Genomic DNA, 23460 nt, shown 5'->3' on the forward strand with positions numbered 1-23460 from the left:
CGGCTCAGTCGGCCAGGACCCGTTCCAGGTCCCGGGCGAGTCCGGCCGCGGCGTTCTGGGCGAGCGGTTCGCCGTCGGGCCCGGTGACGTAGAACGCGTCCACGGCGTTGGCGCCCAGGGTGCTGATGTGGGCGCTGCGCACCGTGACGCCCGCGGTCTCCAGGCCGCTGCCGATCCGGTACAGCAGACCGGGGGCGTCCTGCGCGCGGACCTCGATGACGGTGGCGACCCGGGAACCGAGTGGCGCCACGGTGACCCGGGGCGGCGGGGCCGGCGGCAGCCTGCGGTGCGGGCGCCGGTAGGCGGCCTCCCGCTCGGCGAGCCGGGTCGCGATGTCCAGCGAGCCGTCCAGCGCCCGGACCAGATCGGCGCGCAGCCGCTCGGCCTGGGGCAGCGAGCCGTACTCGGCGGCGACCCGCCAGTCCAGGAGCAGCACCTGGCCCTGGCCCGTCGGGTCGACGCCGCGCAGTTCGGCGGAGCGGACGGTCAGCCGGTGCAGGGCCAGGACCCCGGCGACGGCCGGGAGCACCCCGGGCTGCTCGGGCAGGGCCACGACCAGTTCGACGCCGACCGGTTCCGGCTCGCTCTCCTCGCCGTCGCCGTCCCGTTCGGCGGTCCCGGCCGGGGGCCGGTCGGGTCGCGGGTGGAGGGCGAGGACCGGCGCGCCGGTGCGGAACGCCTCGACGGCCAGCCGCTCGGCCGCGACGCTCGGCTGCGCCGGGACGGGCCGGGGCGGCTCGCCGCCCTCCTCCAGGACGACCGCCACGCGCTTGACGAGGTCGGCCAGGAGCGAGGCGCGCCAGGCGGACCACGCCGCCGGGCCGGTGGCGAGCGCGTCGGCCTCGGTGAGCGCGTGCAGCAGCTCCAGCGTGGACCGGCTGCCGACGGCCTTCGCCACGTGGGCCAGGGTCGCCGGGTCGTCCAGGTCGCGCCGGGTGGCGGTCTCGATCAGCAGCAGGTGGTGGCGGACGAGGGTGGCGAGCACCTCCGTGTCGGCGGGGCCGAAGCCGATGCCGGCCGCCATGTCGCGGGCGATGGTCTCGCCGACCACGCTGTGGTCGCCCGGCCAGCCCTTGCCGATGTCGTGCAGGAGCGCGGCGACCAGCAGCAGGTCGGGGCGCTCGACCCGGCGGGTGAGGGCGGAGGCGCGCACGGCGGTCTCCACCAGGTGCCGGTCGACGGTCCAGCGGTGCACGGCGTTGCGCTGCGGACGGCAGCGGACCCGTTCCCAGTCGGGCAGCAGGCGGGTGATGAGCCCGGCGGCCTCCAGGGCCTCCCAGACGGGAACGGGGTCGGGCCCGGCGCCGAGCAGGGTGATGAACTGTTCGCGCGCCTCGGCGGGCCAGGGCACCGGGAGCGCGGTGTCGGCGGAGGCCAGCGTGTGCACGGCGGGCAGGGCCAGCGGCAGGCCGGCCTGGGCCGCCGCGGCGGCGGCCCGCAGCGGCAGCACGGGGTCGCGGTCGGGGCGGGCACCGAGGGCGAGCCCGACCTCGCCCTCCTGCTCGACGACGCCCTCGGCGAGCGGCATGCGCTCCTCGCCCGGGACGCGCCGGCCGGAACGCCCGCCCAGCAGGCCGCGCAGCCGGCGCCGGGCGGAACGGGCGCGCAGCACGCGGCCGACCTCGCGCCAGGTGACGTCGGAGGCGTACGAGATGGTGCGGCCCGCCTCGTACACGCGCCGCAGCAGCGTGTCGGCGTCGAGCAGGCCGAGGGCCGCGGCGACCTGGTCCTGGTCCTCCAGGGCGAGCCGGTCGGTGGAGCGGCCGGTGGTCAGGTGGAGGGCGTCGCGGACGTCGAGGAGGGTGTTGCGGGCGGCTTCCAGTCCCTGGCGGGGGGCGTCGGCCACCCAGGAGGCGGCGACCGCGCGCAGGGCGGTGGCGTCCCGCAGCCCGCCGCGGGCCTCCTTCAGGTCGGGTTCGAGGAGGAACGGCAGCTCGCCCTGGCGGCGGGCCCGTTCGCGGCCCAGCTCGTGCAGCTCCGGCAGGCGGGCGGGGGCCTGGGCGCGCCACTGGGCGAGCAGGGCGGTGCGCAGTTCGGCGGTGAGGGCGGCGTCGCCGGCGATGTGACGGGCGTCCAGCAGGCCGAGGTGGACCTTGAGGGCGCCGGCGGCGGTCTCGTGCGCCTCGGCCAGGGTGCGCACGGAGTGGTCCAGGGAGATGCCGAGGTCCCAGACGGGGTACCAGAGCCGGTCGGCGAGGGCCGCGATCTCGGCGCGGCCGGCGTTCCCGTCGTGGAGGAGGAGCAGGTCGAGGTCGCTGCGCGGCGAGAGCTCGCCGCGTCCGTAGCCGCCGACGGCCACGAGCGCGACGCGGGTGGGCCGGGGGCCGCCGCCGAGGAGACCGGCGAGCCATTCGTCCGTGAGGCGTGCCAGCCGCGCGCGGCGCGGCGGCCCGGCCTGCTCCTCCTGGGTCAGGAGGTGCAGCCGGGCCGCCGCGTAGCCACCGCTGGGACCCGTCTCGCCGCCGGTCGTGGATGTCGTCTCCGCCGTCATGCGGTCCCCAACTCTCGGTGTTCTGCTAGAGGGCGTCCGGGCCGCGCTCGCCGGTGCGGACCCTGATGGCCGTGTCGACGGGCAGGCTCCAGACCTTGCCGTCGCCGATCTTCCCGGTCCTGGCCGCCTTGACGACGACGTCGATGAGGGCTTCGGCGTCCGAGTCCTCGGCGAGGATCTCGATGCGGACCTTCGGCACCAGGTCGACGGTGTACTCGGCGCCGCGGTAGACCTCGGTGTGACCGCGCTGACGGCCGTAGCCGCTGGCCTCGGTCACGGTCAGGCCGTGCACCCCGAACGCGGTGAGGGCGTCCTTGACCTCGTCCAGCCGGTGCGGCTTGATCACCGCGGTGATGAGCTTCATGCGTCCACCTTCTTCTCGCCGGCCGCCAGGTCAGCGGAGGCCGGAACGCTGCTGACGGGCACGGAGCCGGTGCCGGTCTGTGTGAAGTCGTACCCGGTCTCCGCGTGGTACGCCAGGTCCAGGCCCGCGACTTCCTCCTCCTCGGAGGAGCGGAAGCCGATGGTGCGCTGGATCAGGGTCGCGAGGACGAAGGTGACGACGAAGGAGTAGGCCAGGACGGAGAACGCGCCCAGGGCCTGCTTGCCGAACTGCTCGAAGCCGCCGGCGATGGTGTTGACCTTGTCCGAGGCGAGGAAGCCGACCATCAGGGTGCCGATGAGGCCGCCGACCAGGTGGACGCCCACGACGTCCAGCGAGTCGTCGTAGCCCAGCTTGAACTTCAGGCTGACGGCCCAGGCGCAGACCGCGCCGGCGACCACGCCGATGAGCAGGGCGCCCATCGGGTTGACGTGCGCGCCGGACGGGGTGATGGCCACCAGGCCCGCGACTGCGCCGGAGGCGGCGCCCAGCGTGGTGAACGCGCCGTGGCGGACGCGCTCGTAGATCAGCCAGCCGACCATGGCGGCGGCGGTGGCGAGCTGCGTGTTGAGGGCCATGACGGCGGCGGTGCCCGTCGGGGAGAGCGCGGAGCCGGCGTTGAAGCCGAACCAGCCGAACCACAGGAGGGTGGCGCCGAGGAGGACCATGGGCAGGTTGTGCGGGCGCATGGGCTCCTTCTTGAAGCCCTTGCGCTTGCCGATCACCAGCACGGCGGCCAGCGCGCCGGCGCCCGCGTTGATGTGGACGGCGGTGCCGCCGGCGAAGTCGATGACCTCCTCGCCGAACAGCCAGCCGTCGGCGGCCCAGACCCAGTGGGCGACCGGGAAGTAGACGACCGTGACCCACAGCGCGATGAAGACGGCCCAACTGCTGAATTTCACGCGGTCGGCCAGCGCACCGCTCATCAGCGCGGGGGTGATGATCGCGAACATGAGCTGGAAGAGGGCGAAGGTGATCAGGCCGGTGCTGTCCGGCGAGATCCCGTCGGGCGTCAGCGCGATCGTGTCCGCGAACCCGATGAAGTCCAGGTTGCCGATGAGGCCGCCGTCGTCGGCGGTCGAGTAGTTCGATCCGAAGGTGAGGCTGAAGCCGTACAGCACCCACAGCACGCTGACGATGCCCAGGGAGATGAAGGACATCATCAGCATGTTGAGGGCGCTCTTGACCCGGACCATGCCGCCGTAGAAGAAGGCGAGCCCTGGGGTCATGAGCATCACCAATGCGGAACAGATCAGTACGAAACTGGTGTCTGCGGGACTCAAAGTGGACGTCTCCTCGGAATAACGACCCGTGCGGGCAGGATCTCGGTCGGGCCAGGATTCGCCACAGGCTCTCCGAGGGCCGTTTCGGTCGATGGCCCTCTATGTTTCCTGGGTGTGACGATGGCGGCCCGCGCGTTACACGCCGATGAATCGGGTTAGTCGCCCGGGCGGCCGGGTCACCGTGTCCCGCACCGGCGTCCGCGGCCCGCCGCCGGGGCGTCCCCGGTACGGGGCCGGCCGCGGCGGCCGTCCGGGGCGGCCGGGCGCCGGGGCGCCCGGCGGCGGTGCCAAGGACGGCCGGCGCGGCCGGCGCCGGGGGCGGTGAGGGACGTCAGACCGCCCGGCTGGCCTCGCCTTCCGGGAATTCCACGGCGAGCCGCTCGGTCAGCGCGGCGATTTCCGGGACCTTTCCGTAATCCCTGCGCGCGGTGGCCCAGGTCTTGCGCAGCCTGTTGTTCACCCGCTCGGACCGGAGCCGCCGGGCGAGATTCACCGCTTCGGCCGTCTGCGCCGCGCAGGCTTCCGGCTCGCGCTCCATCAGGTGCACGGTGGCCATCCCGATGAGGTTGAGTGCATACGAACGCTGGTGCCCGCCCGTCGCGTTCTCCGCGCACTCGCGCGCGAAGAGCTCGACCGCGCGTTCCATCAGCGGCCGGGCCCGCGCGAGGTAGGCCGGGCTGCGGCCCGCGACATACGCCAGGTCGCGGTAGGAGTGGGCGTTCTCGGCGTTCAGCTCGGCCTCCGAGAAGAAGCGGATCCAGTCCGGCTCCTCCTCACCGCTGGTGATGTCGCCGAACGCCTCCTGCGCCATCCGCACGGCGCGGTGGCACCGGGGCACCTGGCCCATCGTGGCGTAGGCCCGGCCCTCCAGCGCGTACAGCATGGACTGGGTGCGGGCGGTGGCCCGGCCCCGGCTGCCGTACTGCGCGAGGTGGATCAGTTCCAGCGCGTCCTCGGCGCGGCCCAGATGGATCATCTGCCGGCTCATCTTGGACAGGACGTAGGCGCCCAGCGGCCGGTCCCCGGCCTCCTTGGCGGCGTGCAGGGCCAGTACGAAGTACTTCTGCGCGGTCGGCTGGAGCCCGATGTCGTAGCTCATCCAGCCCGCCAGCTCCGACAGCTCGGCCGTGATCCGGAACAGCCTGCCGCGGACCTCCTCGGGTTGCGTCTCCTGGAGCAGGTCGGTGACCTCGTGGAGCTGGCCGACGACCGCCTTGCGCCGCAGGCCCCCACCGCTGACCGCGTCCCAGCGGCGGAACTGGGCCGTGGACTCCTCCAGTTGCTCCAGCTCGGGGCCGGAGAGACCGGTCAGCCTTCGGGTCTCGCCCCGGCTCTGGGAAGGCACGGTCAGTCTCGCCCCGGCCGGTGTCCCGCCGCCGGGGGGCGAGGGCACCAGCCAGCGCTGCATGGGTTCTATCAGGCCGGGGCCGGCCGACATGGCCAGTGAGGTGCCGAGGAAGCCCCGGCGGCCCAGCATCAGGTCGCTGCGGGAGAACTCGTTGATCAGCGCCACGGTCTGCGCTCCGGCCCAGGGCAGGTCGATGCCGGAGACCGCGGCGGACTGGGGGGCCGAGCGCAGCCCGAGGTCCTCGATGCCGACGACGCTGCCGAAGCGTTCGGAGAACAGCTCGGAGAGGATGCGGGGAATCGGCTCGCGCGGCTGTTCGCCGTCGAGCCAGCGGCGCACCCGGGAGGTGTCGGTGCTGATGTGGTGGGCGCCGAGCTGACGGGCCCGCCGGTTCACCTGCCGGGCCAGCTCGCCCTTGGACCAGCCGCTGCGCCGGAACCATGAGCCGAGCCGCTCGTTGGGCCGCTTCGCGGGAATGCCGCTGCCGTTGCCGGACACGGGTTCGCCCCCAATCAGGGAGTCTGTGCGCGCTGCGCGGAACGCGGGATGAGGGAGACGCTGAGGAAGACGCTGTGCGGACGCCACACCCAGGAGCGCACTGAACGTGATCCCGTGGTCACAGGTGCGGCGAGGGGAGGCTACCAATCGCCACCATTCGCCACCCCTCTGCCAGAACCTATTGCCCGCGCGGCGCGCTTGACTTGTTCCGACCGGGTAGCGGTGGCGGGCGACGCGAAGCACACCGGGGGCGCGTGAACGGCTGCGCGCTCCCCCGTCGGCGCCACCGTCCGCCGGTCCGTAACCATCGCCGGACGGACCCGTTGGAGGGGGCATGGTCTTCACGATCGGCGGGCGGCGGGCCGACCGGATCTCCCTCCCCACGGCGGTCGCGGAGTACACGGGGCTGTGGGGCTGGGACGTGGCGCCGGGGGCCCGCGCCGAACCGGGCGACGACGGCTGCCCGCGCTGTTCGTGCGGCCGGGCGGAGTGCCCGTCCCCCGGGGCGCATCCGCTGGACTCCGCGCCCCTCGTTCCCGCCGGGACCACGCTGGAGCGGGCGCTGCGCGCGTGGGCGCGCCCGCCCGGCGCGGCCGTGCTGCTGCCGCCCGGCCGGGGCTTCGACGTGATCGACGTGCCGGCGGCGGCGGGGGTGCGCGCCCTGCCCAGGCTGGGGCGGATGGGCCTGCCGCCGGGCCCGGTGGCGCTGGCGCCGCACGGCCGCGCCTGGTTCCTCGTCGCGCCGGGCATGGCGGCGGAGCTGCCCCGCCTGCTCTACCGGGCGGGCTGGGACGACGCCGGGCTGGACCTGCGGGGGCTCGGCCCCGGGCGGCACATCACCGCGCCGCCCTCGGACCACGCGGGTCTCGGCCCGGTGCGCTGGCTGCGCCCGCCCGGACCGGAGACGGCCGCGAGGCCGCCGCGCGCCCGGCTGCTGCTGGGCGTCCTGGCGTACGCCTGCCGCCGGGCGGGCGGCGGTGGTCCGGCTAGCTGAGCAGCGCGTCCACGAACGCCTCGGGCTCGAACGGCGCGAGGTCGTCCGGTCCCTCGCCCAGGCCGACCAGCTTCACGGGCACGCCCAGTTCGCGCTGGACGGCGACGACGATCCCGCCCTTGGCCGTACCGTCGAGCTTGGTCAGGGCGATGCCGGTGATGTCCACGACCTCGCCGAAGACCCGCGCCTGCACCAGCCCGTTCTGCCCGGTGGTGGCGTCCAGCACCAGCAGCACCTCGTTGACCGGGCCGTGCTTCTCGACCACGCGCTTGACCTTGCCCAGCTCGTCCATGAGGCCGGTCTTGGTGTGCAGCCGCCCGGCGGTGTCGACGAGGACCACGTCGGCGCCCGCGGTGATGCCCTCCTTGACCGCGTCGAACGCGACCGACGCGGGGTCGCCGCCCTCGGGCCCGCGCACCGTGCGGGCGCCGACCCGTTCGCCCCAGGTCTGCAACTGGTCCGCGGCGGCGGCGCGGAAGGTGTCGGCGGCGCCGAGGACGACGGACTTGCCGTCCGCGACGAGGACCCGGGCCAGTTTGCCGGTGGTGGTGGTCTTGCCGGTGCCGTTGACGCCGACGACCAGGATGACGGCCGGGCGTTCCTCGCCCTCGGTGGAGACACCGCCCTCGGTGTGCACGACGCGGTCGAGATCCGTGCCGATCTGGGCGAGCAGCTCCTCGCGGAGCAGGGCGCGCAGGTCGTCCGGGGTACGGGTGCCCAGCACGCGGACCCGCTCGCGGAGCCGTTCCACCAGCTCCTGGGTGGGAGCGACACCGATGTCGGCGCTCAGCAGCGTGTCCTCAATCTCCTCCCAGGTGTCCTCGTCCAGGTGCTCACGGGACAGGAGGGTGAGCAGGCCGCGGCCCAGCGTGTTCTGCGACCGGGCGAGCCGGGCGCGCAGCCGGATCATCCGCCCGGCGCCCGGCTCGGGCACCTCCACCTCGGGGACGGGCGGCGCCTGCGGGGCGGGACCGCCCGGCAGGGTGACGTCCTCGATGGTGCGGCGTTCCTCGTCGACGGGCGTGGCCGCGTCGTCGCCGACGCGTGGCTCGGGCGGCGCGGCGGTCGCGCCGCCCCGGCCCTTCGGCGGTGGCGCCTGCGGCGGCTTGGGACGGCGGGTGCTGACGACGAGGCCGCTGATCGCGGCGACGGCGACCACGGCGATGATCACGACGAGGATGAGGATGTCCATCGGTTCCCTTGAGCGGCCTGGCGGTGGGACAACGGGGTCCAACGTACCGAAGCCGCCCCGGACGGCCGCCGCCCCCGCCCGGGGCGGCGGGTGATCAGCCCATCTCCTCCAGCGCCTTGCCCTTCGTCTCGGGCACCCACAGCAGGATGAACGGGATCGACAGCAGGGCGAAGCAGGTGTACATCACGTACGCGCCCGAAAGGCTCCAGTCGGAGAGGGTCGGGAAGCTCTGGCTGATCGCCCAGTTGGCGATCCACTGCGCCGAGGCGGCCAGCCCGAGCGCGGCGGCGCGGATCCGGTTGGGGAACATCTCGCCGAGCAGCACCCAGACCACCACGCCCCAGGAGAGGGCGAAGAACAGCACGAAGCCGTGCGCCCCGATCAGGGCCACCGTGCCCTGCGTGTCGGGCAGCCGGATGTCGTCGCCGGTCCCCTCCTTGAAGGAGAACGCCCAGGCGGCGACGCCCAGCGAGACGGCCATGCCGGCGGAGCCGATGAGGGCCAGCGGCTTGCGGCCGATGCGGTCCACCAGCGTCATCGCGACGACGGTGCCGACGATGTTGATGATCGACGTGGTGAACGAGTAGAAGAACGAGCCCTCGGGGTCGACACCGACCGACTGCCACAGCGAGTTGGAGTAGTAGAAGATCACGTTGATGCCGACGAGCTGCTGGAAGACCGACAGCCCGATGCCGATCCACACGATCGGCAGCAGCCCGGCGCGCCCGCCGAGCAGGTCGCGCCAGGTGGACCTGTGCTCGGTGCGGATGTGGTGCTCGATCTCGGCGATCCTGGCGTCGAGGTCGTGCCCGGCGCCTCGACGTCGGCGAGCACGCGCCGGGCGTCGTCCGGCCGGCGGCTGGTGATCAGGAACCTCGGGGACTCGGGGATGCGCAGCGTCATCAGGCCGTAGAGCAGGGCCGGGATCGCGCCGACGCCGAGCATGACCTGCCACGCCTCCAGGCCCAGCAGGGAGCCGCGCTGGTCGTCCCCGGCGAGGTTGACCAGGCCGTAGTTGACGAGCTGCGAGACGGCGATGCCCAGCACGATGGCGGCCTGCTGGAACGAGGCGAGCCGCCCGCGGTACTCGGGCGGGGAGACCTCGGCGATGTAGGCGGGGGCGATGACCGAGGCCATGCCGATGCCGACGCCGCCCAGGGTCCGCCAGAACGCGAGGTCCCAGACGGCGAACGGCAGGGCCGAGCCGACGCTGCTGATGACGAAGATCGCCGCGGCGAGCTGCATCACCCGGATGCGGCCGAGGCGGTCGGCGAGACGGCCGGCGACGATCGCGCCCAGCGCGGCGCCGAGCAGCGCGATGGCCACGACCGTGCCGAGCTTCCCCGACGAGATGTCGAACCTGCCGCGGATTCCTTCCACCGCGCCGTTGATGACGGCGCTGTCGTAGCCGAAGAGGAAGCCTCCGAGCGCCGCGGTGGCGGCGATGAAGATCACGTAGGTGAGGTGCGGCGGGCGCTCGGCGCGCTGCGGCGGCCCGGTTCTCGCGGTGGTGTTCACGGTGTACTCCTGGGTGTCCGGCGGCGTTGCCGGCCGTGCCGATTCCGCACGGTCCACTGGTGCACACCCGCGCGAGGGCCACCGATTGAACAGAAAAGCAGCCCAGGAGAGGGTATGCCTTCGCGTTTCTACGTCAAATCCCGGCCGAAAGACGTGATACGGCTCACGTGCCGGGAATGATCATTCAAGTTATGAAGAGAGGCGTTGGCTGATGACCTTGGATACCCCGTCTCCCTGCATGGAAACGCCGTACAGGGCGTCCGCGACCTCCATGGTCCGTTTCTGGTGCGTGATCACGATGAGCTGGGAGCTGTCCTTCAGCTCCTCCATGATCCGGATCAGCCGCTGGAGGTTGGTGTCGTCGAGGGCCGCCTCGACCTCGTCCATCACATAGAACGGGCTGGGACGCGCCTTGAAGATCGACACCAGCAGGGCCACCGCCGTCAGCGAGCGCTCGCCGCCGGAGAGCAGCGACAGGCGCTTCACCCGTTTGCCGGGCGGCCTGGCCTCCACGTCCACACCCGTGGTGAGCATGTTCGCCGGGTCCGTCAGCAGCAGCCGGCCCTCGCCTCCCGGGAAGAGCCGGGAGAAGACGCCCTCGAACTCGCGCGCCGTGTCGTGGTAGGCGGCGGTGAAGACCTGCTCGACCCGCTCGTCGACGTCCTTCACGACCTGCAGCAGGTCGGCCCGCGTCTTCTTGAGGTCCTCCAACTGCTCGCTGAGGAACTGGTGCCGCTCCTCCAGCGCCGCGAACTCCTCCAGCGCCAGCGGATTCACCTTCCCGAGCTGCTTGTGGGCCCGCTCGGCGGCCCGCAGCCGCTTCTCCTGCTCCGCCCGGTCGAACGGGCGCGGCCGGTTCCGCGGATCGTCCGGGTCGTCCGGCAGTTCCTCACCCTCCGCCGGCGGCGCGGGCGGCACCAACTGGTCGGGGCCGTACTCGCGGACCAGGATCTCGGGCTCGACCCCCAGTTCCTCCAGCGCCCGGCTCTCCAACTGCTCGATCCGCAGCCGCTTCTCCGCGCCGAGCACCTCGCCCCGGTGGACCGAGTCGGTGAGCTTGTCCAGTTCCTCCTTCAGCTCCCGCCCGGCGTTGCGCTCGACGACGAGCGCCTGCTCCCGTTCCGCCTTGGCCCGCTCGGCCGCCTCCCGCTCCCGCAGCGCCCGGGCCAGCGACACCTCCACATGCGCCAGAAGCTGCCGCGCGCCCGAGGCGACGGCGGCGGCGACGGCGGCCTCGTGCCGCACCCGCGCGCGCCGCTGCGGGGCGCGCGCCCGCGCCTCGCGTTCCGCCCGCGCCGCCCGGTCCAGGGAGTCGGCCCGGCCCGCCAGCCCCCTGACCCGCTCCTCGTGCGTGCGGACCTGGAGCCTGGCCTCCATCTCGGTCTGCCGCGCGTTGGCCCCGTCGGCGGCCAGCCGGTCCCGCACGGTGGTGTCCGGCTCCTCGTCGCCGTCCGCGGCTTCCTCCGCGACCGCCAGCCGCTCGGCCAGCTCCTCGGCCTGCTCGACCGCGCGGGCCAGGTCCTCCCGCGCCCGCGCCACGGCGGCCTCCGCCCGCTCCGCCTCGCCGCCCGCGGCCCTGGCCTGCCCGGCGAGCCGCCCGAGGTCCTGCGCCACCCGCGACTTCTCCCGCTCCGCCGCGCTGCGCCGCCCGGCCAGCTCCTCCACCTCGGCCGCGAGCGCCCGCCGCCGCTCGGCCGCCTCCTCCTGCGCGGCGGCCAGCTCCGCGCACCGCCCGGTCAGGCGGCGCAGCGCCGCCGCCGCCTCGTCCACGGACGCCTGGACCTCCAGCAGGCTCGGCGCGCCCGCCGAGCCGCCCTGGGCGAGATCCCGGGAGAGCAGATCGCCGTCGGTGGTGACGGCGGTCAGCTCGGGCCGGGCGGCCAGCAGCTCCCGCGCGTCGTCGAGCGTGCCGACCACCACCACGTCCCGCAGCAGGCGACGCACGGCCGGCACCAGGTTCTCCGGCCCGCGCACCAGGCGCGCGGCCGGCACGGGTCTCTCCCCGGGCCCCGGCACGGCGACGGCCGGACCGGCCGGCGGGTCCTCGCCGGGCTCGGGACCCGGCCCGCCGAGCAGCAGGGCGGCGCGGCCGGCGTCGTTCTTGCGCAGCAGGCGCAGCGCCTCGACCGCCGTGGCGGGCCCGTCGACGGCGACCGCGTCGGCGGCGGCGCCCAGCGCGGCGGCCACCGGGACCTCGAACCCCGGGGTGCCGGTCAGCAGCCCGGCGGCCGGGCCGAGCAGCCCGGTGAGCCGGTCGGCGGCGGCCAGCAGGGCGCCCGTTCCGTCCTTGCGGCGCAGGCCCAGCGCGAGCGCGTCGTGCCGGGCCGAGACGGCGGCGCGCTCCCGCTCGGCGGCGGTGGCCGCCCCGCGGGCGGCGGTCAGCGCGGTCTCGGCGGCGGCGAGGGCGGCCCGGGCCGCCTCGTGCTCCCCGGCCAGCTCGGTGTCGCCCGCGTCCAGCCCGTCGACCTCGGCCCGCAGCGTCTCGTACTCCGCCCGCGCCGCCTCGGCCCGCCCGCGCGCCTCGTCCCGGGAGGCGGCCAGCCGGGCGATCTGCGACTGGGCCGCCGCCGCGCGGCTGCGGGCCGCGGTGGCCAGGCCGTGCAGGCGGGCCGGTCCCTCTCGGCGGTCCGCGATGGCGCGGGCGGCGTCCTTCAGCCGCCGTTCCTCCTCGGCCAGGCCGCGTTCGAGCGCGGCGCGGTGCTCGACGGTGTCCTCCAGCGCCCGGCCGGCCGCCTCCAGGGCGGCGGTCAGCTCCGCCTCCTGCTCGCGGATCCGGGCGGCCTCCCGTTCCATGTCCTCCGGATCGCGCCCCCGCCGCTCCTCGGGAGCCCGGTCGCGGGAGCTGGTGACCCGGGCGTCGGCGAGGCTGACGGTGCCGCGCACCCGCTCGGCGAGCTGCGACAGCTCGTACCAGGTGGTCTGGGCGCGCTGGACGCGGGGGGTGAGGGTGCGCACCTCCCGCTCGAGCTCCGCCTCGCGGCGCAGGGCCTCCCGCAGGCGCTCCTCGGCGGCCTCCTTGCGCTCCTTCAGGGCGGCCTCGTCCGCGATCTCGGCGCGCAGCGCGGCGCGCAGCGCGACCAGGTCGTCGGCGAGCAGCCGGAGGCGGGCGTCGCGGAGATCGGCCTGGATGACGGCGGCCCGCCGCGCGACGGCCGCCTGCCGCCCCAGCGGCTTGAGCTGGCGGCGCAGTTCGTCGGTGAGGTCCTGGACGCGCGCCAGGTTGGCCTGCATGGCGTCGAGCTTCCGCAGCGCCTTCTCCTTGCGCTTGCGGTGCTTGAGCACGCCGGCGGCCTCCTCGATGAACGCGCGGCGTCCCGTGGGGTCGGCGTGGAGGACCGAGTCGAGCTGCCCCTGGCCGACGATCACGTGCATCTCGCGGCCGATGCCGGAGTCGGACAGCAGCTCCTGGACGTCGAGCAGACGGCAGGTGTCGCCGTTGATCTGGTACTCGCTGCCGCCGTTGCGGAACATGGTCCGCGTGATGGTGACTTCGGCGTACTCGATCGGGAGGGCGCCGTCGGAGTTGTCGATGGTGAGCGACACCTCGGCGCGGCCGAGCGGGGGACGGCCGGTGGTCCCGGCGAAGATGACGTCCTCCATCTTGCCGCCGCGCAGCGACTTGGCGCCCTGCTCCCCCATGACCCACGAAAGGGCGTCCACCACATTGGATTTGCCCGACCCGTTGGGACCGACGACGCACGTGATACCGGGTTCGAAGCGGAGCGTGGTGGCCGAGGCGAAGGACTTGAACCCGCGCAGGGTCAGGCTCTTGAGGTGCACGCCGAGGGACTTTACCTGTCAGTCTTCCGGGATTCGCCGTTTCGACGCCGAGGATGCAGGGCACATCAGTGAATGAGTCAAGCCGGCGGGGCCAGGGGACCCGCACATGACGAAGGGACGCCGAAGCGTCCCTCGCATTAACTACTTCCGCAAGCGGATGCCCTCGCGGTCTGCCTCTCCTTTGAGGTCAGGTCAGGGCGGGCTCCGCCTTGTGCACGTCGATGCTGTCGAGCACCGAGTCGCCGTGCCGGGCGGCGGCGGCGAGCGCGTCGTTCTCCGCCTGGACCCGGAGAAGCTGCGTCTCCAGGTCCTGTACGCGCTGCTGAAGCCGTCGCATCTCGGCGAGCACTCGGGGGTCGAAGCCGCCGACGTGACCAAGAAGCGCCTTTGCCATGATGGATGGTCCTCCACACTGAGTGACCGACCGAAGCCGTTGGTGGGTCATGAGGTGTATGAATCCGCGCGATGGGCTCGGCTGTGTGCTCCAGGGGTCACAAAGCTGAGGTGCGCGGGACTTTCAGCGTCTCACCAAAAAGTGGGACGGTCAACACGATCACACCGCGTATCACCCGGGTGCCACGGCCTCGGGATGCCCGCACGAGGGAGGAAGAAACACTCGTCGGCGGGTCGGGCGGCTCCGCCGGGCGGCGGTGGTGGCGGCAGCCTCGCACGTGGGAGCGGGGTTGGCAAGCAGTTTCCGGAACTTTCCCGGAGCCGCCGGGGCGTCGCTCAGCGGACCGCGAAACCCTCGTAGCCGCCGCGCGGTGTGTCCCAAATCTCGGTGACACCGGTCACCCGCCCGGGCGTGTCGTCACTCCGCAACCACTCCAGCAGCAGCCGGCAGCGCTCCGCGTCGCCCTCCGCGACGACCTGCACCCGGCCGTCGGCCAGGTTCAGCGCGAAGCCGCGCAGCCCACCGATGGCGAGGGCGCGGGCCCTCGTGTGCCACCGGAAGCCCACGCCCTGCACCCGGCCCCGCACCCAGGCGGTGAGCCGGACGGGCCCGGATTCCTCGCCGGGAAGCGGAGACGGTCCGTTCATGTGACGCACGTTATCCCCTCGAAACAGAGCGAGGCACTGGCGCAAATGTCGACATCGCGTACAGTCACGCGGTAAAGAATCACCTGTTCGGGTGATTTGTGATCATCCAGTCGACGAGGAAGGTGCTGCGGATGGGACGCCATCGCCGTCGCGGGGGGCGTGCGCGGGCCGGGCTGATCGGTGCCTCCACGGCACTCGCCGTGGGCGCGGTGGCCGTGACCACGGGCCTGCTCCCCGGGCTCGGGGACGACCCCGCGCTCAGCGACTCCGACGGGCCGCGTGCCCTCGGGCACGGCTCCTCCGGCAGTCCCGTGCCCACGCCCACCCCGACACCCGAGCGCGACAGCGCCCCCGAGCCGGCGGGCGGGGCGTCGTCCGAACCGGCCGACGAGGAGTCGTCGCCCGCCCCGGAGCCGGACGCCGCGCCGTCGCCCTCACCCTCGCCGGAGGCACGGGGCTCGGAGGAAGCCGGGGAGTCCGGGGCCGCCTCCCGGTCCCCGTCACGCCCCGAGCCCGAGCCTGAAGCGGAGGCCGAACCCGAGGCCGGGCCCGAGACCGAGGCGGAGGAGCCTTCGCCCGCGCCGTCGAGCGAGACGCCGGAGGCCGAGCCGGAGCCGGAACCCGGGAGCCCGTCGCCCGGCGACCCCGGCTCCCCGGACACGGACCCCGAGCCGGCCGCCGAAGCGGTCCTGGCCCTGGTCAACGAGGAACGCGCCATCGCCGGCTGCCGGCCGCTGACGGAGGACCCCGAGCTGACCGCGCTCGCCTCCGCCTTCAGCGTGGACATGGCCGCGCGGGACTACTTCGGACACACCGACCCCGACGGCCGCACCCCGTGGGACCGCGCCGCGGCGGCGGGCGTGACCGGTCTGGGCGGCGAGAACATCGCGCGGGGCCAGGCGGACCCCGAAGCGGTGATGGACGCCTGGATGAGCAGCGACGGCCACCGGGCCAACATCCTGAACTGCGCCTTCACCACCATCGGCATCGGCGTCCACGTCGGGGCCGGCGGCCCCTGGTGGACGCAGGAGTTCGGCTTCTGACCGACGGCGGCGCGGCAGGTCAGGGGCGGGGCAGCCTCGGGGGCCGCTGACAGCGCGGGCAGAAGTAACTCGACCGGTTCATCCAGGGGCGCCTGCGGACCGGCGTCGCGCAGCGGCGGCAGGGCAGCCCCTCGCGGCCGTACACGTCGAGCGAACGGTCGAAGTAGCCGGACTGGCCGTTGACGTTCACGTACAGGCTGTCGAAGCTCGTGCCGCCGACCGCCAGGGCCGCCGTCATCACCTCGCGGACATGGGTCACCAGCTCGGCGGTCACCGGCCGGGTGAGGCCCGAGGTCGGGCGGTCGTAGTGCAGCCGGGTGCGCCACAGCGCCTCGTCGGCGTAGATGTTCCCGACGCCGCTGATCAGCGACTGGTCGAGCAGGGCCCGTTTGATCGTCGTCCGGCGGCGGCGCAGGGCCGTGTGGAAGGCGTCCTCGTCGAACTCGGGGTCCATCGGGTCGCGCGCGATGTGCCCTATCACGTCGGGCACCCCGTTCGCCGTGACCGGGTGGAGGGAGAGCCCGCCGAAGGTCCGCTGGTCCACGAAGCGCAGCTCACCGCCGGCCGGGTCGGTGAACATGATCCGGATGCGCAGGTGCTTCTCGTCCGGGGCTCGGTCCGGCTGGACGAGAAGCTGCCCGCTCATGCCCAGGTGGGCGAGCAGCGCGAAGTCGGTGCCCAGCGGCAGCCACAGGTACTTGCCCCGGCGGCGCGCGTCGGCCACCCGGGCGCCCCGGAGCCGGTCGGTGAAGTCCTCCGCCCCGGCCGGGTGGCGGCGGACGGCGCGCGGATGCAGCACCTCGGCCGCGGTGATGGTGCGACCGCTGACCCAGCGGTCGAGGCCGCGCCGGACGACCTCCACCTCCGGCAGCTCAGGCAACGGGCGCTCCCCCGGCCGTCGTCGTGCCGTCGCGGCCGTCGATGGCGCCGCGGATGGCGCGCCAGGCCGTCTCGGCGGCCTGCTGCTCCGCTTCCTTCTTGCTGCGGCCGGTACCGGTGCCGTAGGTCTCCCCGCCGACACGGGCGGCGGCGGTGAAGGTCTTCTCGTGGTCGGGGCCGCTCTCGGTGATCACGTACTCGGGCACGCCGAGGCCCTCGGCGGCGCTGAGCTCCTGGAGGCTGGTCTTCCAGTCGAGACCCGCCCCCAGATTCGAGGAGCGCTCGATCACCGGGTCGAAGAGCCGGTGCACCAGTTCGTCCGCCGCGTCCAGACCCTGGTCGAGGTAGACGGCGCCGATCACGGCCTCCAGGGTGTCGGCGAGGATCGACGCCTTGTTCCGGCCGCCGGTGCCCTCCTCGCCCCGCCCGAGCCGGACGAACGCGCCCAGGTCGAGCCCGCGCGCCACCTCGGCCAGTGCCCTGGCCTGGACAACCGCCGCCCGCAGCTTGGCGAGCTGGCCCTCGGCCAGGTCCGGGTGCCTGCGATACAGGGTGTCGGTGACGACCAGTCCGAGCACGGAGTCCCCGAGGAACTCCAGCCGCTCGTTGGTGGGCAGTCCGCCGTTTTCGTACGCGTAGCTGCGGTGGGTCAGCGCACGCACCAGAAGGGCGGGCTCGAGCCGGTAGCCGAGCCGCCCTTCCAGAATCGCGAGGGACGAGGCTGTGTCCTCCGACGCCTGGGGCTGCGACCTCCTGGCGTGTGGCATGGAGCCTGTCACCCGCCGATCAGACCTCGAGGACCTGACGGCGGTTGTACGTGCCGCAGTTGCCGCACGCGGTGTGCTGCAGCCTCGGCTCCTGGCAACGCTCGCAACGCACCAGGCTCGGGGCCGCAGCCTTCCACTGCGACCGGCGGTGGCGCGTGTTGCTGCGCGACATCTTCCGCTTCGGAACAGCCACGGCTACTTCTCCTGTGGATCGTCCCCGCGAACGCGGGGTGCCTTCTCTTGCATGTCCTGCCTGCCGGATGACTCCCCGGAACCCGAGGTCCCGGCGAACTCCCGCAGGGCCGCCCAACGGATGTCGACGGCGTCGTCGTGACGGTGACCGGGGTCCTCCGCGAGCAGTGCCCCGCACTCGGGGCACAGACCCGGGCAGTCCTCCCGGCACACCGGCTGCAGCGGCAGTGACAGCACCACCGCGTCCCGCAGCACGGGCTCCAGGTCGAACAGGTCGGCCTGGAGGAACAGCGCCTCCTCGTCCCCCTCGTCCTCGACGGCGTCCGCCGGACGGCGGCCGTGCCCATCGGTCTCGGGGTACGAGAACATCTCCTGGAACTCCGCCTCGCCCTCACGGGCGAGAGGCTCCAGACACCTTACGCACTCCCCCGCCAACGGCGCCCGGACGGTGCCGGTGACCAGCACACCCTCCATCACCGACTCCATGCGGAGCTCCACCTCCATCAAAGCGCCCTGCGGCACCCCGATGACCTCGGTGCCGAGATCGGCCGGAGCCTCGACCGTGCGGGAAATCCTCCGGAGCGCGCCGGGACGCCGCCCCAGCTCGCGTGTGTCGAACACGAGAGGGGCTCGGTGGTCCAGCGGGGCGTTCAGGGCGATCTGCTTTCTCACGGTGCTGCTGCGATGGAGCCGCGTACGTCGGCCCCTCGCCGCCTCCAGGGTCTTGCGCAGCACGGCCTCGATGGCCCCGAACTGGGCGTCCACATAGGCGTCGGCCTGCGCCAGCAGCTCCTGCGGGTCGCCCCGGTCCGGGCCGAGGAGCTTGGCCCGGCCGCGGTCGACCGAGCCGATCGTCTTGCCGAGGACCACCTCGAAGTTGGCCAGCTTGCTGTCCACGTAGTCGTCGGCCTCGGCACGCACCTCGGCGGCCTCGCGCCGGGCCTCGTCGAGGATCCGGGCCGCCTCGTCCCGGGCCTGGCGCACGACCTCGGTGGTCCCGACGAGCGAGCCGCGCTCGGCGTGCGCCGCCTCGACGATCCGGCGCGCCTCCTCCTGGGCCTCGGCCACGACCTGCTCGCGGTCCCCGAGGACCTCCCTGGCCTCGGCCAGGGAGCCGGGCAGCGCCTGGCGGACCTCGTCGAGCCGGGAGAGCAGCTCGGAGCGGTTGATGACGCAGGACGCCGACATGGGCATGCCCTTGGCGCTCCGGACCGCCGTGACGATCTCGTCGAGTTTCTGCTGTACGTCCACGGAGCGACTGTACGGCCAACCGGGGACCGGCGGGCACTCGTTGACGAGGTCCCCGGCGGCTCGGGGCGGCTCAGCGACTGGCGAGCCGCTCCCCGAGGACGGCGAGCACGGGCTCGGGGACCAGGTGGGAGACGTCGCCGCCCCAGGCGGCGACCTCCTTGACCAGGCTGGAGGAGAGGAAGCTGTAGACGGGATTGGTGGGGATGAACATGGTCTCGACGCCGGAGAGGCCGTTGTTCATCTGGGCCATCTGCAGCTCGTAGTCGAAGTCGCTGACCGCGCGCAGCCCCTTCACGATGGCGGGGATGTCACGCTGCTTGCAGTAGTCGACGAGGAGGCCGTGGAACGCCTCGACCACGACGTTGCCGTAGCCGCTGGTGCACTCCTCGATCAGGGCTATGCGCTCCTCGACGCTGAACAGCCCCTGCTTGGACTTGTTGATCATGACGGCGACATGGACGACGTCGTAGAGCTTCGAGGCGCGGGCGACGATGTCGAGATGCCCATTGGTGACGGGGTCGAAGGACCCCGGACAGACTGCGCGGCGCAACGGTCTCTCCTCGCTCTTCCGGCCGCTCATGGCCGGTCGCTTACGTGGTGGACGGTGAACCGGCCGTACCAGAGAGTTCCCTCGCCGTAGCGGCGTGAACGCAGCTCCTGGAATCGGTCCGGCCAGTGAAAGGCACCGCCCCGGGTGCTGCGCTCCACCGTGACGAGGGCACCGGCCGTCAGCCAGCCGTGCGTCACGAGTGTGAGCAGGATCTCGCGGAGATCGTCGTCGCCCACGGCGTAGGGCGGATCGAGGAAAACCAGGTCATAGGGGTCGCCAGCGGGCGGCGCCGCGACAAGCTGCTCGGCGCGCGCGGAGCGCAGCTCGGCGCCGGGCAGCCCGAGGGAGCGGATGTTGTCCCTGATGGTCCTGGCGGCTCTCGCGTCGGTCTCGGCGAGCAGGGCGTGGGCGGCTCCGCGGGAGAGCGCCTCCAGGCCGACGGCGCCCGAGCCGCCGTACAGATCGAGCACCCGGGCCCCGTCCAGCGGGCCCCGGAGCGCGGTCCAGGTCGAGAACAGCCCCTCGCGCGCCCGGTCCGACGTCGGCCGCGTACCACCGCCCGGTGGCACGGCCAGCCGCCGCCCGCCGGCGATGCCGGCGATCACGCGGGTCATGGGCGTCCTCGCCCCTCTCAAGCGCTCGTCCGTCAGCCGTCGGACTCCACGCTATACGGGCCCCCCGCCCAGGAGCACGGCGAGGGGCCCGGGGACGCTCCGGTGGGGAGACGTCAGGCGTCACCTCCCCGGACGCGGACATGCCGCTGGGCGGCCCGCCCCGCGCTCAGCACGTCCGGGTAGACCTCGCAGACGAGCCCGCCGTCCGCGGTCCGGTCGTGTTCCAGCTCGTAGAGACACAGCTCGCTGTCGTCGTCGAGCAGGAAGGCGTGCTCGTACAGGGAGCACCAGTGCCCGCCGCCGGCGTGGCCGCGGGGCTCGGGCAGGCGCTCGATGCCATAACCCCGGGCGGCCGACAGCAGGCGGAGTATCTCCTCGCCGGGGCGGTCGGGGTTGACCGCGCGGCGGAGCAGCCGACGGGCGTGCTCAGACGAGTCCTGCCCCGGATACGCCCGCTGGCCCGGGATCCTGACTCCCAGCACGGTGAGCGCGTCCGGCCCGAGGCTCCGGTCCCGCGGAGCTTCGCGGCGATCGGTCATGCTGAATCCTTCCGGTATGCGGCGTCCGATGCCCGTGCGTACTCACCGTAGTCCCCCGGATGCGCTCCGGGGGACCCCCTTTACGGAATCAAGAACATGTGCGCGGCGGATGAGCACCCGCTGAGCACGTCGTCAGCTCCCACTCGTCTCCTCGGCGGAACCGGCCGGGCCGGCGGAGCCGATGAGGACCGGCGACGCGTAGCGCGACCAGGACATGCAGCCGTCGGGCGGGCAGTGCTCCGGGCGGCGCGGGTCGTGGCCCAGCTCGCGGAGCTTGGTCCGCACGGAGTCGGGGGTGCGGCCGAAGCGGGCCGCTATGCGGGCGATGGTCTCGCCGGCGTGGAACCGGCGGGTCAGGTCCTCCTCGTGCTGCGGGATCCAGGGGGCGCCGTGGCCGGGGAACAGCTCGCGCAGGATGTCCCGGTCCGGGATCGGCTCCGCGACGTCGGCGGCCAGGGCGAGCGCGCGCAGCCCCCGATTGAGGGCGATGCGCAACGCGGGGACGTCGGCCAGCGGCATGGTGAGCGAGCCGGAGGCCAGGGGCACCTCGGGCAGCGCCTCCCGCCAGCCGGTCAGGGTCAGGGTCACGGTGATGTCGTCGTCGCTCGCCAGCTCGACGCGGAAGATCTTGTCGCCGAGCGGCAGTTCGTTGATGTGCCGGAATGCCATCGAGCAACCCCCAACGGTCCACTCCCGCACGATCCCGGATGGATCGGTGCGGACTGGGTCCATTCTCGCAGGGGGCACTGACAATTGACGGGCCGTCAGGCGCCCCTCCGCCGCAGGTCAGCCCTTGTCGAGGAACTCCTCGCGCTCCGCGTCGAGCAGCGCGTCCAGCGCCGTCCGCAGGGCCGGGGAACCGGTCAGCTCCGGGTCGGCCGAGACCAGGGCGGTGGCCTCCGCGCGGGCCTCGGCGATGACCTCCTCGTCCTCGATGACGGTGAGCATCCGCAGGCTGCTGCGCCCGCCGGACTGCGCCTGGCCCAGGACGTCGCCCTCCCGGCGCTGCTCCAGGTCGATGCGGGACAGCTCGAAGCCGTCGGTCGTGGCCGCCACCGCCGCCAGCCGCGTCCTGGCGGCGGCGCCCTCCGGCGCCTCGCTGACCAGCAGACAGAGCCCGGGGGCGGTCCCCCGGCCGACGCGTCCGCGCAACTGGTGGAGCTGGGAGACGCCGAACCGGTCGGCGTCCATGATCACCATGGCGGTGGCGTTGGGCACGTTGACCCCGACCTCGATCACCGTGGTGGCCACCAGGACGTCGATCTCCCCGGCCCCGAAGCGGCGCATCACGTCGTCCTTGGCGTCCGGCGCGAGGCGGCCGTGCAGGACCTCGACGCGCAGACCGCCCAGCGGCCCGGCCGCCAGCTCGGCGGCGACGTCGAGGACGGCCAGCGGGGGCCGCCGCTCCTCGCCCTCGGCGTCCGCCGCCGGCTCCCTGGCCGCCTGGCCCTTCCGGGCGGGCGCGCCCGGCTCGTCGCCGTCCCCGATGCGCGGGCAGACCACGTACGCCTGGTGGCCGGCCTCGACCTCCTCGCGGACCCTCTCCCACGCGCGGGAGAGGAAGTGCGGCTTGTCGCGGGCGGGGACGACATGGCTGGCGATCGGGGAGCGTCCCTCGGGGAGCTGGTCCAGGACCGAGGTCTCCAGGTCGCCGAAGACCGTCATGGCGACCGTGCGCGGGATGGGCGTCGCGGTCATCACCAGCAGGTGCGGGGGCCGCTTGCCCTTGGCGCGCAGGGCGTCGCGCTGCTCGACGCCGAACCGGTGCTGCTCGTCCACGACGACGAGCCCGAGGTCGTGGAACTTCACCACGTCCTCGATCAGCGCGTGGGTGCCGATGACGATGCCCGCCTCGCCGGTCGCCGCGTCGAGCAGCGCCCGGCGCCGGGCGGCGGCGCCCATGGAACCGGTCAGCAGCACCACCTTCGTGCCGCGCTCGGCGCCGCCCAGCATGCCGCCCTCGGCGAGCGGCCCCATCATCTCGGTGACCGACCGGTGGTGCTGCTGCGCGAGCACCTCGGTGGGCGCCAGCAGCGCGGACTGGCCGCCCGAGTCCGCGACGGCGAGCATGGCGCGCAGCGCGACCAGGGTCTTGCCGCTGCCCACCTCGCCCTGCAACAGCCGGTGCATCGGGTGCTCGGCGGCCAGGTCGGCGAAGATCTCCTCGCTGACCCGGACCTGACCCTCGGTCTGTCTACTATACACCTCTGACGCTGACGACGAAGAGGATACTGCAACTGTCGGTTCGGGAGCCGATCACCGGCGAGTGTGATCGGGAGCCGATCACCGGGGGGGGGGGCGGGGGGAGGGGGGGGGGGGGGGAGGCGGGGGGGGCGGGGGCGGCGGCGCGGCGGCGGGCCAGCGCGACCTGGAGCACGAACGCCTCGTCCCACTTCAGCCGCGCCCGCGCGTCGGCGATGTCCTGCTTGCCGCGCGGCCGGTGCACCTTCTCGAACGCCTCCGGCAGTTCGATCAGCCCCTGCCGGGCGCGCAGGGCGGCGGGGAGCGGGTCGGCCAGCCCCTCCCAGCCGACGGCGGCCAGGGAGTCGAGCACGACCTCGACGGACTTGGCGATCCGCCACGACTCCAGTTGCCGGGCGGCCGGGTAGATCGGCAGCGGCCGGCCGGCGAACCCGGCCACGGCCGCCGAGCCGCCGTCCGCCTCGTCGTCCTCGTCCAGCAGCTCGTAGGCGGGGTGGGAGAGCTGGAGTCTGCCGTTGAACTGCGTGACCTTCCCGGCGAACATGCCGCGCCGGCCCGGCAGCAGCACCTTCTCGTGGTGGTGGACGGCGCGCCTGCCGAAGAAGACGAGCTGGAGCCGGCCGCTGCCGTCGGTGAGCGTGACCTCCAGGCGCACGCCGCTGCCGCGGTTGAACGTGGCGGACCGGGTGTCCGCGATCTCCGCGACGACCGTGACGTGCTCGTCCGGCGGCAGGTCGGGCAGCCGGGTGAGCTCGCCGCGCTCGGCGTACCGGCGGGGGTAGTGGTGGAGCAGGTCTCCGACCGTGTGCAGGTCGAGGTGGGCGGCCATCACCTTGGCGGTGGTGCCGCCGACGACCTTGGTGAGGGGCTCGTGCAGTGCGGTCACGCCGCCCATT

At 73.6% G+C, this 23460-nt stretch carries 18 protein-coding genes and 2 pseudogenes; 2 read left to right on the top strand and 18 right to left on the bottom strand.

Annotated elements, in window-relative coordinates; translation table 11 throughout:
* Window positions 1–4: 4 nt before the first annotated feature.
* From BN2279_RS20405 to nsdA, 4 genes are all read right to left on the bottom strand, one after another.
* Window positions 5–2491, bottom strand: coding sequence for a [protein-PII] uridylyltransferase (locus BN2279_RS20405; protein ID WP_059011711.1), 2487 nt, complete (start codon window positions 2489–2491; stop codon window positions 5–7).
* A 25-nt stretch (window positions 2492–2516) separates the two neighbouring features.
* Window positions 2517–2855, bottom strand: coding sequence for a P-II family nitrogen regulator (locus BN2279_RS20410; RefSeq protein ID WP_059011713.1), 339 nt, complete (start codon window positions 2853–2855; stop codon window positions 2517–2519).
* Window positions 2852–4102 (bottom strand): ammonium transporter, encoded by a 1251-nt coding sequence (locus BN2279_RS20415; RefSeq protein ID WP_234348019.1) that lies wholly within the window; start codon window positions 4100–4102, stop codon window positions 2852–2854. Before BN2279_RS20415 ends, BN2279_RS20410 begins: the two co-directional genes overlap by 4 nt.
* Window positions 4103–4487: 385 nt before the next feature.
* A complete protein-coding gene (nsdA, locus tag BN2279_RS20420) occupies window positions 4488–6002 on the bottom strand; it encodes a transcriptional repressor NsdA (RefSeq protein ID WP_104531076.1) in 1515 nt (504 codons plus the stop codon).
* A gap of 334 nt (window positions 6003–6336) precedes the next feature.
* Here nsdA and BN2279_RS20425 point away from each other — a divergent pair, with 334 nt between their 5' ends.
* Window positions 6337–6996, top strand: a complete 660-nt coding sequence (locus BN2279_RS20425) for a bifunctional DNA primase/polymerase (protein ID WP_059011717.1) — start codon at window positions 6337–6339, stop codon at window positions 6994–6996.
* Here the strand turns inward: BN2279_RS20425 and ftsY are convergent.
* The 5 genes and pseudogenes from ftsY to BN2279_RS20450 form a co-directional block, all read right to left on the bottom strand.
* Window positions 6989–8188 (bottom strand): signal recognition particle-docking protein FtsY, encoded by a 1200-nt coding sequence (ftsY, locus tag BN2279_RS20430; RefSeq protein WP_059011720.1) that lies wholly within the window; start codon window positions 8186–8188, stop codon window positions 6989–6991. The genes BN2279_RS20425 and ftsY overlap by 8 nt on opposite strands.
* A gap of 94 nt (window positions 8189–8282) precedes the next feature.
* Window positions 8283–9706: pseudogene (locus BN2279_RS20435) on the bottom strand (sugar porter family MFS transporter).
* Between the two features lie 189 nt (window positions 9707–9895).
* Window positions 9896–13486, bottom strand: a complete 3591-nt coding sequence (smc, locus tag BN2279_RS20440) for a chromosome segregation protein SMC (protein ID WP_059011722.1) — start codon at window positions 13484–13486, stop codon at window positions 9896–9898.
* Between the two features lie 187 nt (window positions 13487–13673).
* Window positions 13674–13880, bottom strand: a complete 207-nt coding sequence (locus tag BN2279_RS20445; protein WP_059011724.1) for a hypothetical protein — start codon at window positions 13878–13880, stop codon at window positions 13674–13676.
* Window positions 13881–14215: 335 nt separating this feature from the next.
* Complete coding sequence (locus BN2279_RS20450; RefSeq protein ID WP_059011726.1) at window positions 14216–14527, bottom strand: acylphosphatase; 312 nt, start codon at window positions 14525–14527, stop codon at window positions 14216–14218.
* Between the two features lie 131 nt (window positions 14528–14658).
* On the opposite strand from BN2279_RS20450, the gene BN2279_RS20455 reads away from it, so the two are divergent.
* The gene (locus BN2279_RS20455) at window positions 14659–15570 is read left to right on the top strand and encodes a CAP domain-containing protein (RefSeq protein ID WP_059011728.1); all 912 of its coding nucleotides are present in this window, start codon (window positions 14659–14661) and stop codon (window positions 15568–15570) included.
* A 19-nt stretch (window positions 15571–15589) separates the two neighbouring features.
* Here BN2279_RS20455 and mutM read toward each other — a convergent pair whose 3' ends face one another.
* From mutM to BN2279_RS31575, 9 genes and pseudogenes are all read right to left on the bottom strand, one after another.
* The gene (mutM, locus tag BN2279_RS20460; RefSeq protein ID WP_059011729.1) at window positions 15590–16450 is read right to left on the bottom strand and encodes a bifunctional DNA-formamidopyrimidine glycosylase/DNA-(apurinic or apyrimidinic site) lyase; all 861 of its coding nucleotides are present in this window, start codon (window positions 16448–16450) and stop codon (window positions 15590–15592) included.
* A complete protein-coding gene (rnc, locus tag BN2279_RS20465) occupies window positions 16443–17216 on the bottom strand; it encodes a ribonuclease III (RefSeq protein ID WP_059011731.1) in 774 nt (257 codons plus the stop codon). The genes mutM and rnc overlap by 8 nt, the downstream gene beginning before the upstream one ends.
* Window positions 17217–17235: 19 nt before the next feature.
* The gene (rpmF, locus tag BN2279_RS20470) at window positions 17236–17409 is read right to left on the bottom strand and encodes a 50S ribosomal protein L32 (protein ID WP_059011733.1); all 174 of its coding nucleotides are present in this window, start codon (window positions 17407–17409) and stop codon (window positions 17236–17238) included.
* A 2-nt stretch (window positions 17410–17411) separates the two neighbouring features.
* A complete protein-coding gene (locus tag BN2279_RS20475) occupies window positions 17412–18068 on the bottom strand; it encodes a YceD family protein (RefSeq protein WP_059012606.1) in 657 nt (218 codons plus the stop codon).
* Window positions 18069–18729: 661 nt separating this feature from the next.
* Complete coding sequence (gene coaD / locus BN2279_RS20480; protein WP_059011736.1) at window positions 18730–19209, bottom strand: pantetheine-phosphate adenylyltransferase; 480 nt, start codon at window positions 19207–19209, stop codon at window positions 18730–18732.
* 26 nt (window positions 19210–19235) lie between these two features.
* Window positions 19236–19823: a 16S rRNA (guanine(966)-N(2))-methyltransferase RsmD gene (rsmD, locus tag BN2279_RS20485; protein ID WP_059011738.1), complete on the bottom strand. Its 588-nt coding sequence runs from the start codon at window positions 19821–19823 to the stop codon at window positions 19236–19238.
* A 113-nt stretch (window positions 19824–19936) separates the two neighbouring features.
* On the bottom strand, window positions 19937–20362 hold the full coding sequence (locus BN2279_RS20490) for a DUF6227 family protein (RefSeq protein ID WP_059011740.1): 426 nt from the start codon (window positions 20360–20362) through the stop codon (window positions 19937–19939).
* A 132-nt stretch (window positions 20363–20494) separates the two neighbouring features.
* Window positions 20495–21031, bottom strand: a complete 537-nt coding sequence (locus BN2279_RS20495; protein ID WP_059011741.1) for a hypothetical protein — start codon at window positions 21029–21031, stop codon at window positions 20495–20497.
* 117 nt (window positions 21032–21148) lie between these two features.
* Window positions 21149–23459 (bottom strand): annotated as a pseudogene (locus BN2279_RS31575) (ATP-dependent DNA helicase RecG).
* Window position 23460 lies beyond the last annotated feature (1 nt).

This window comes from Streptomyces specialis, assembly GCF_001493375.1.
GTDB lineage: Bacteria > Actinomycetota > Actinomycetes > Streptomycetales > Streptomycetaceae > Streptomyces > Streptomyces specialis.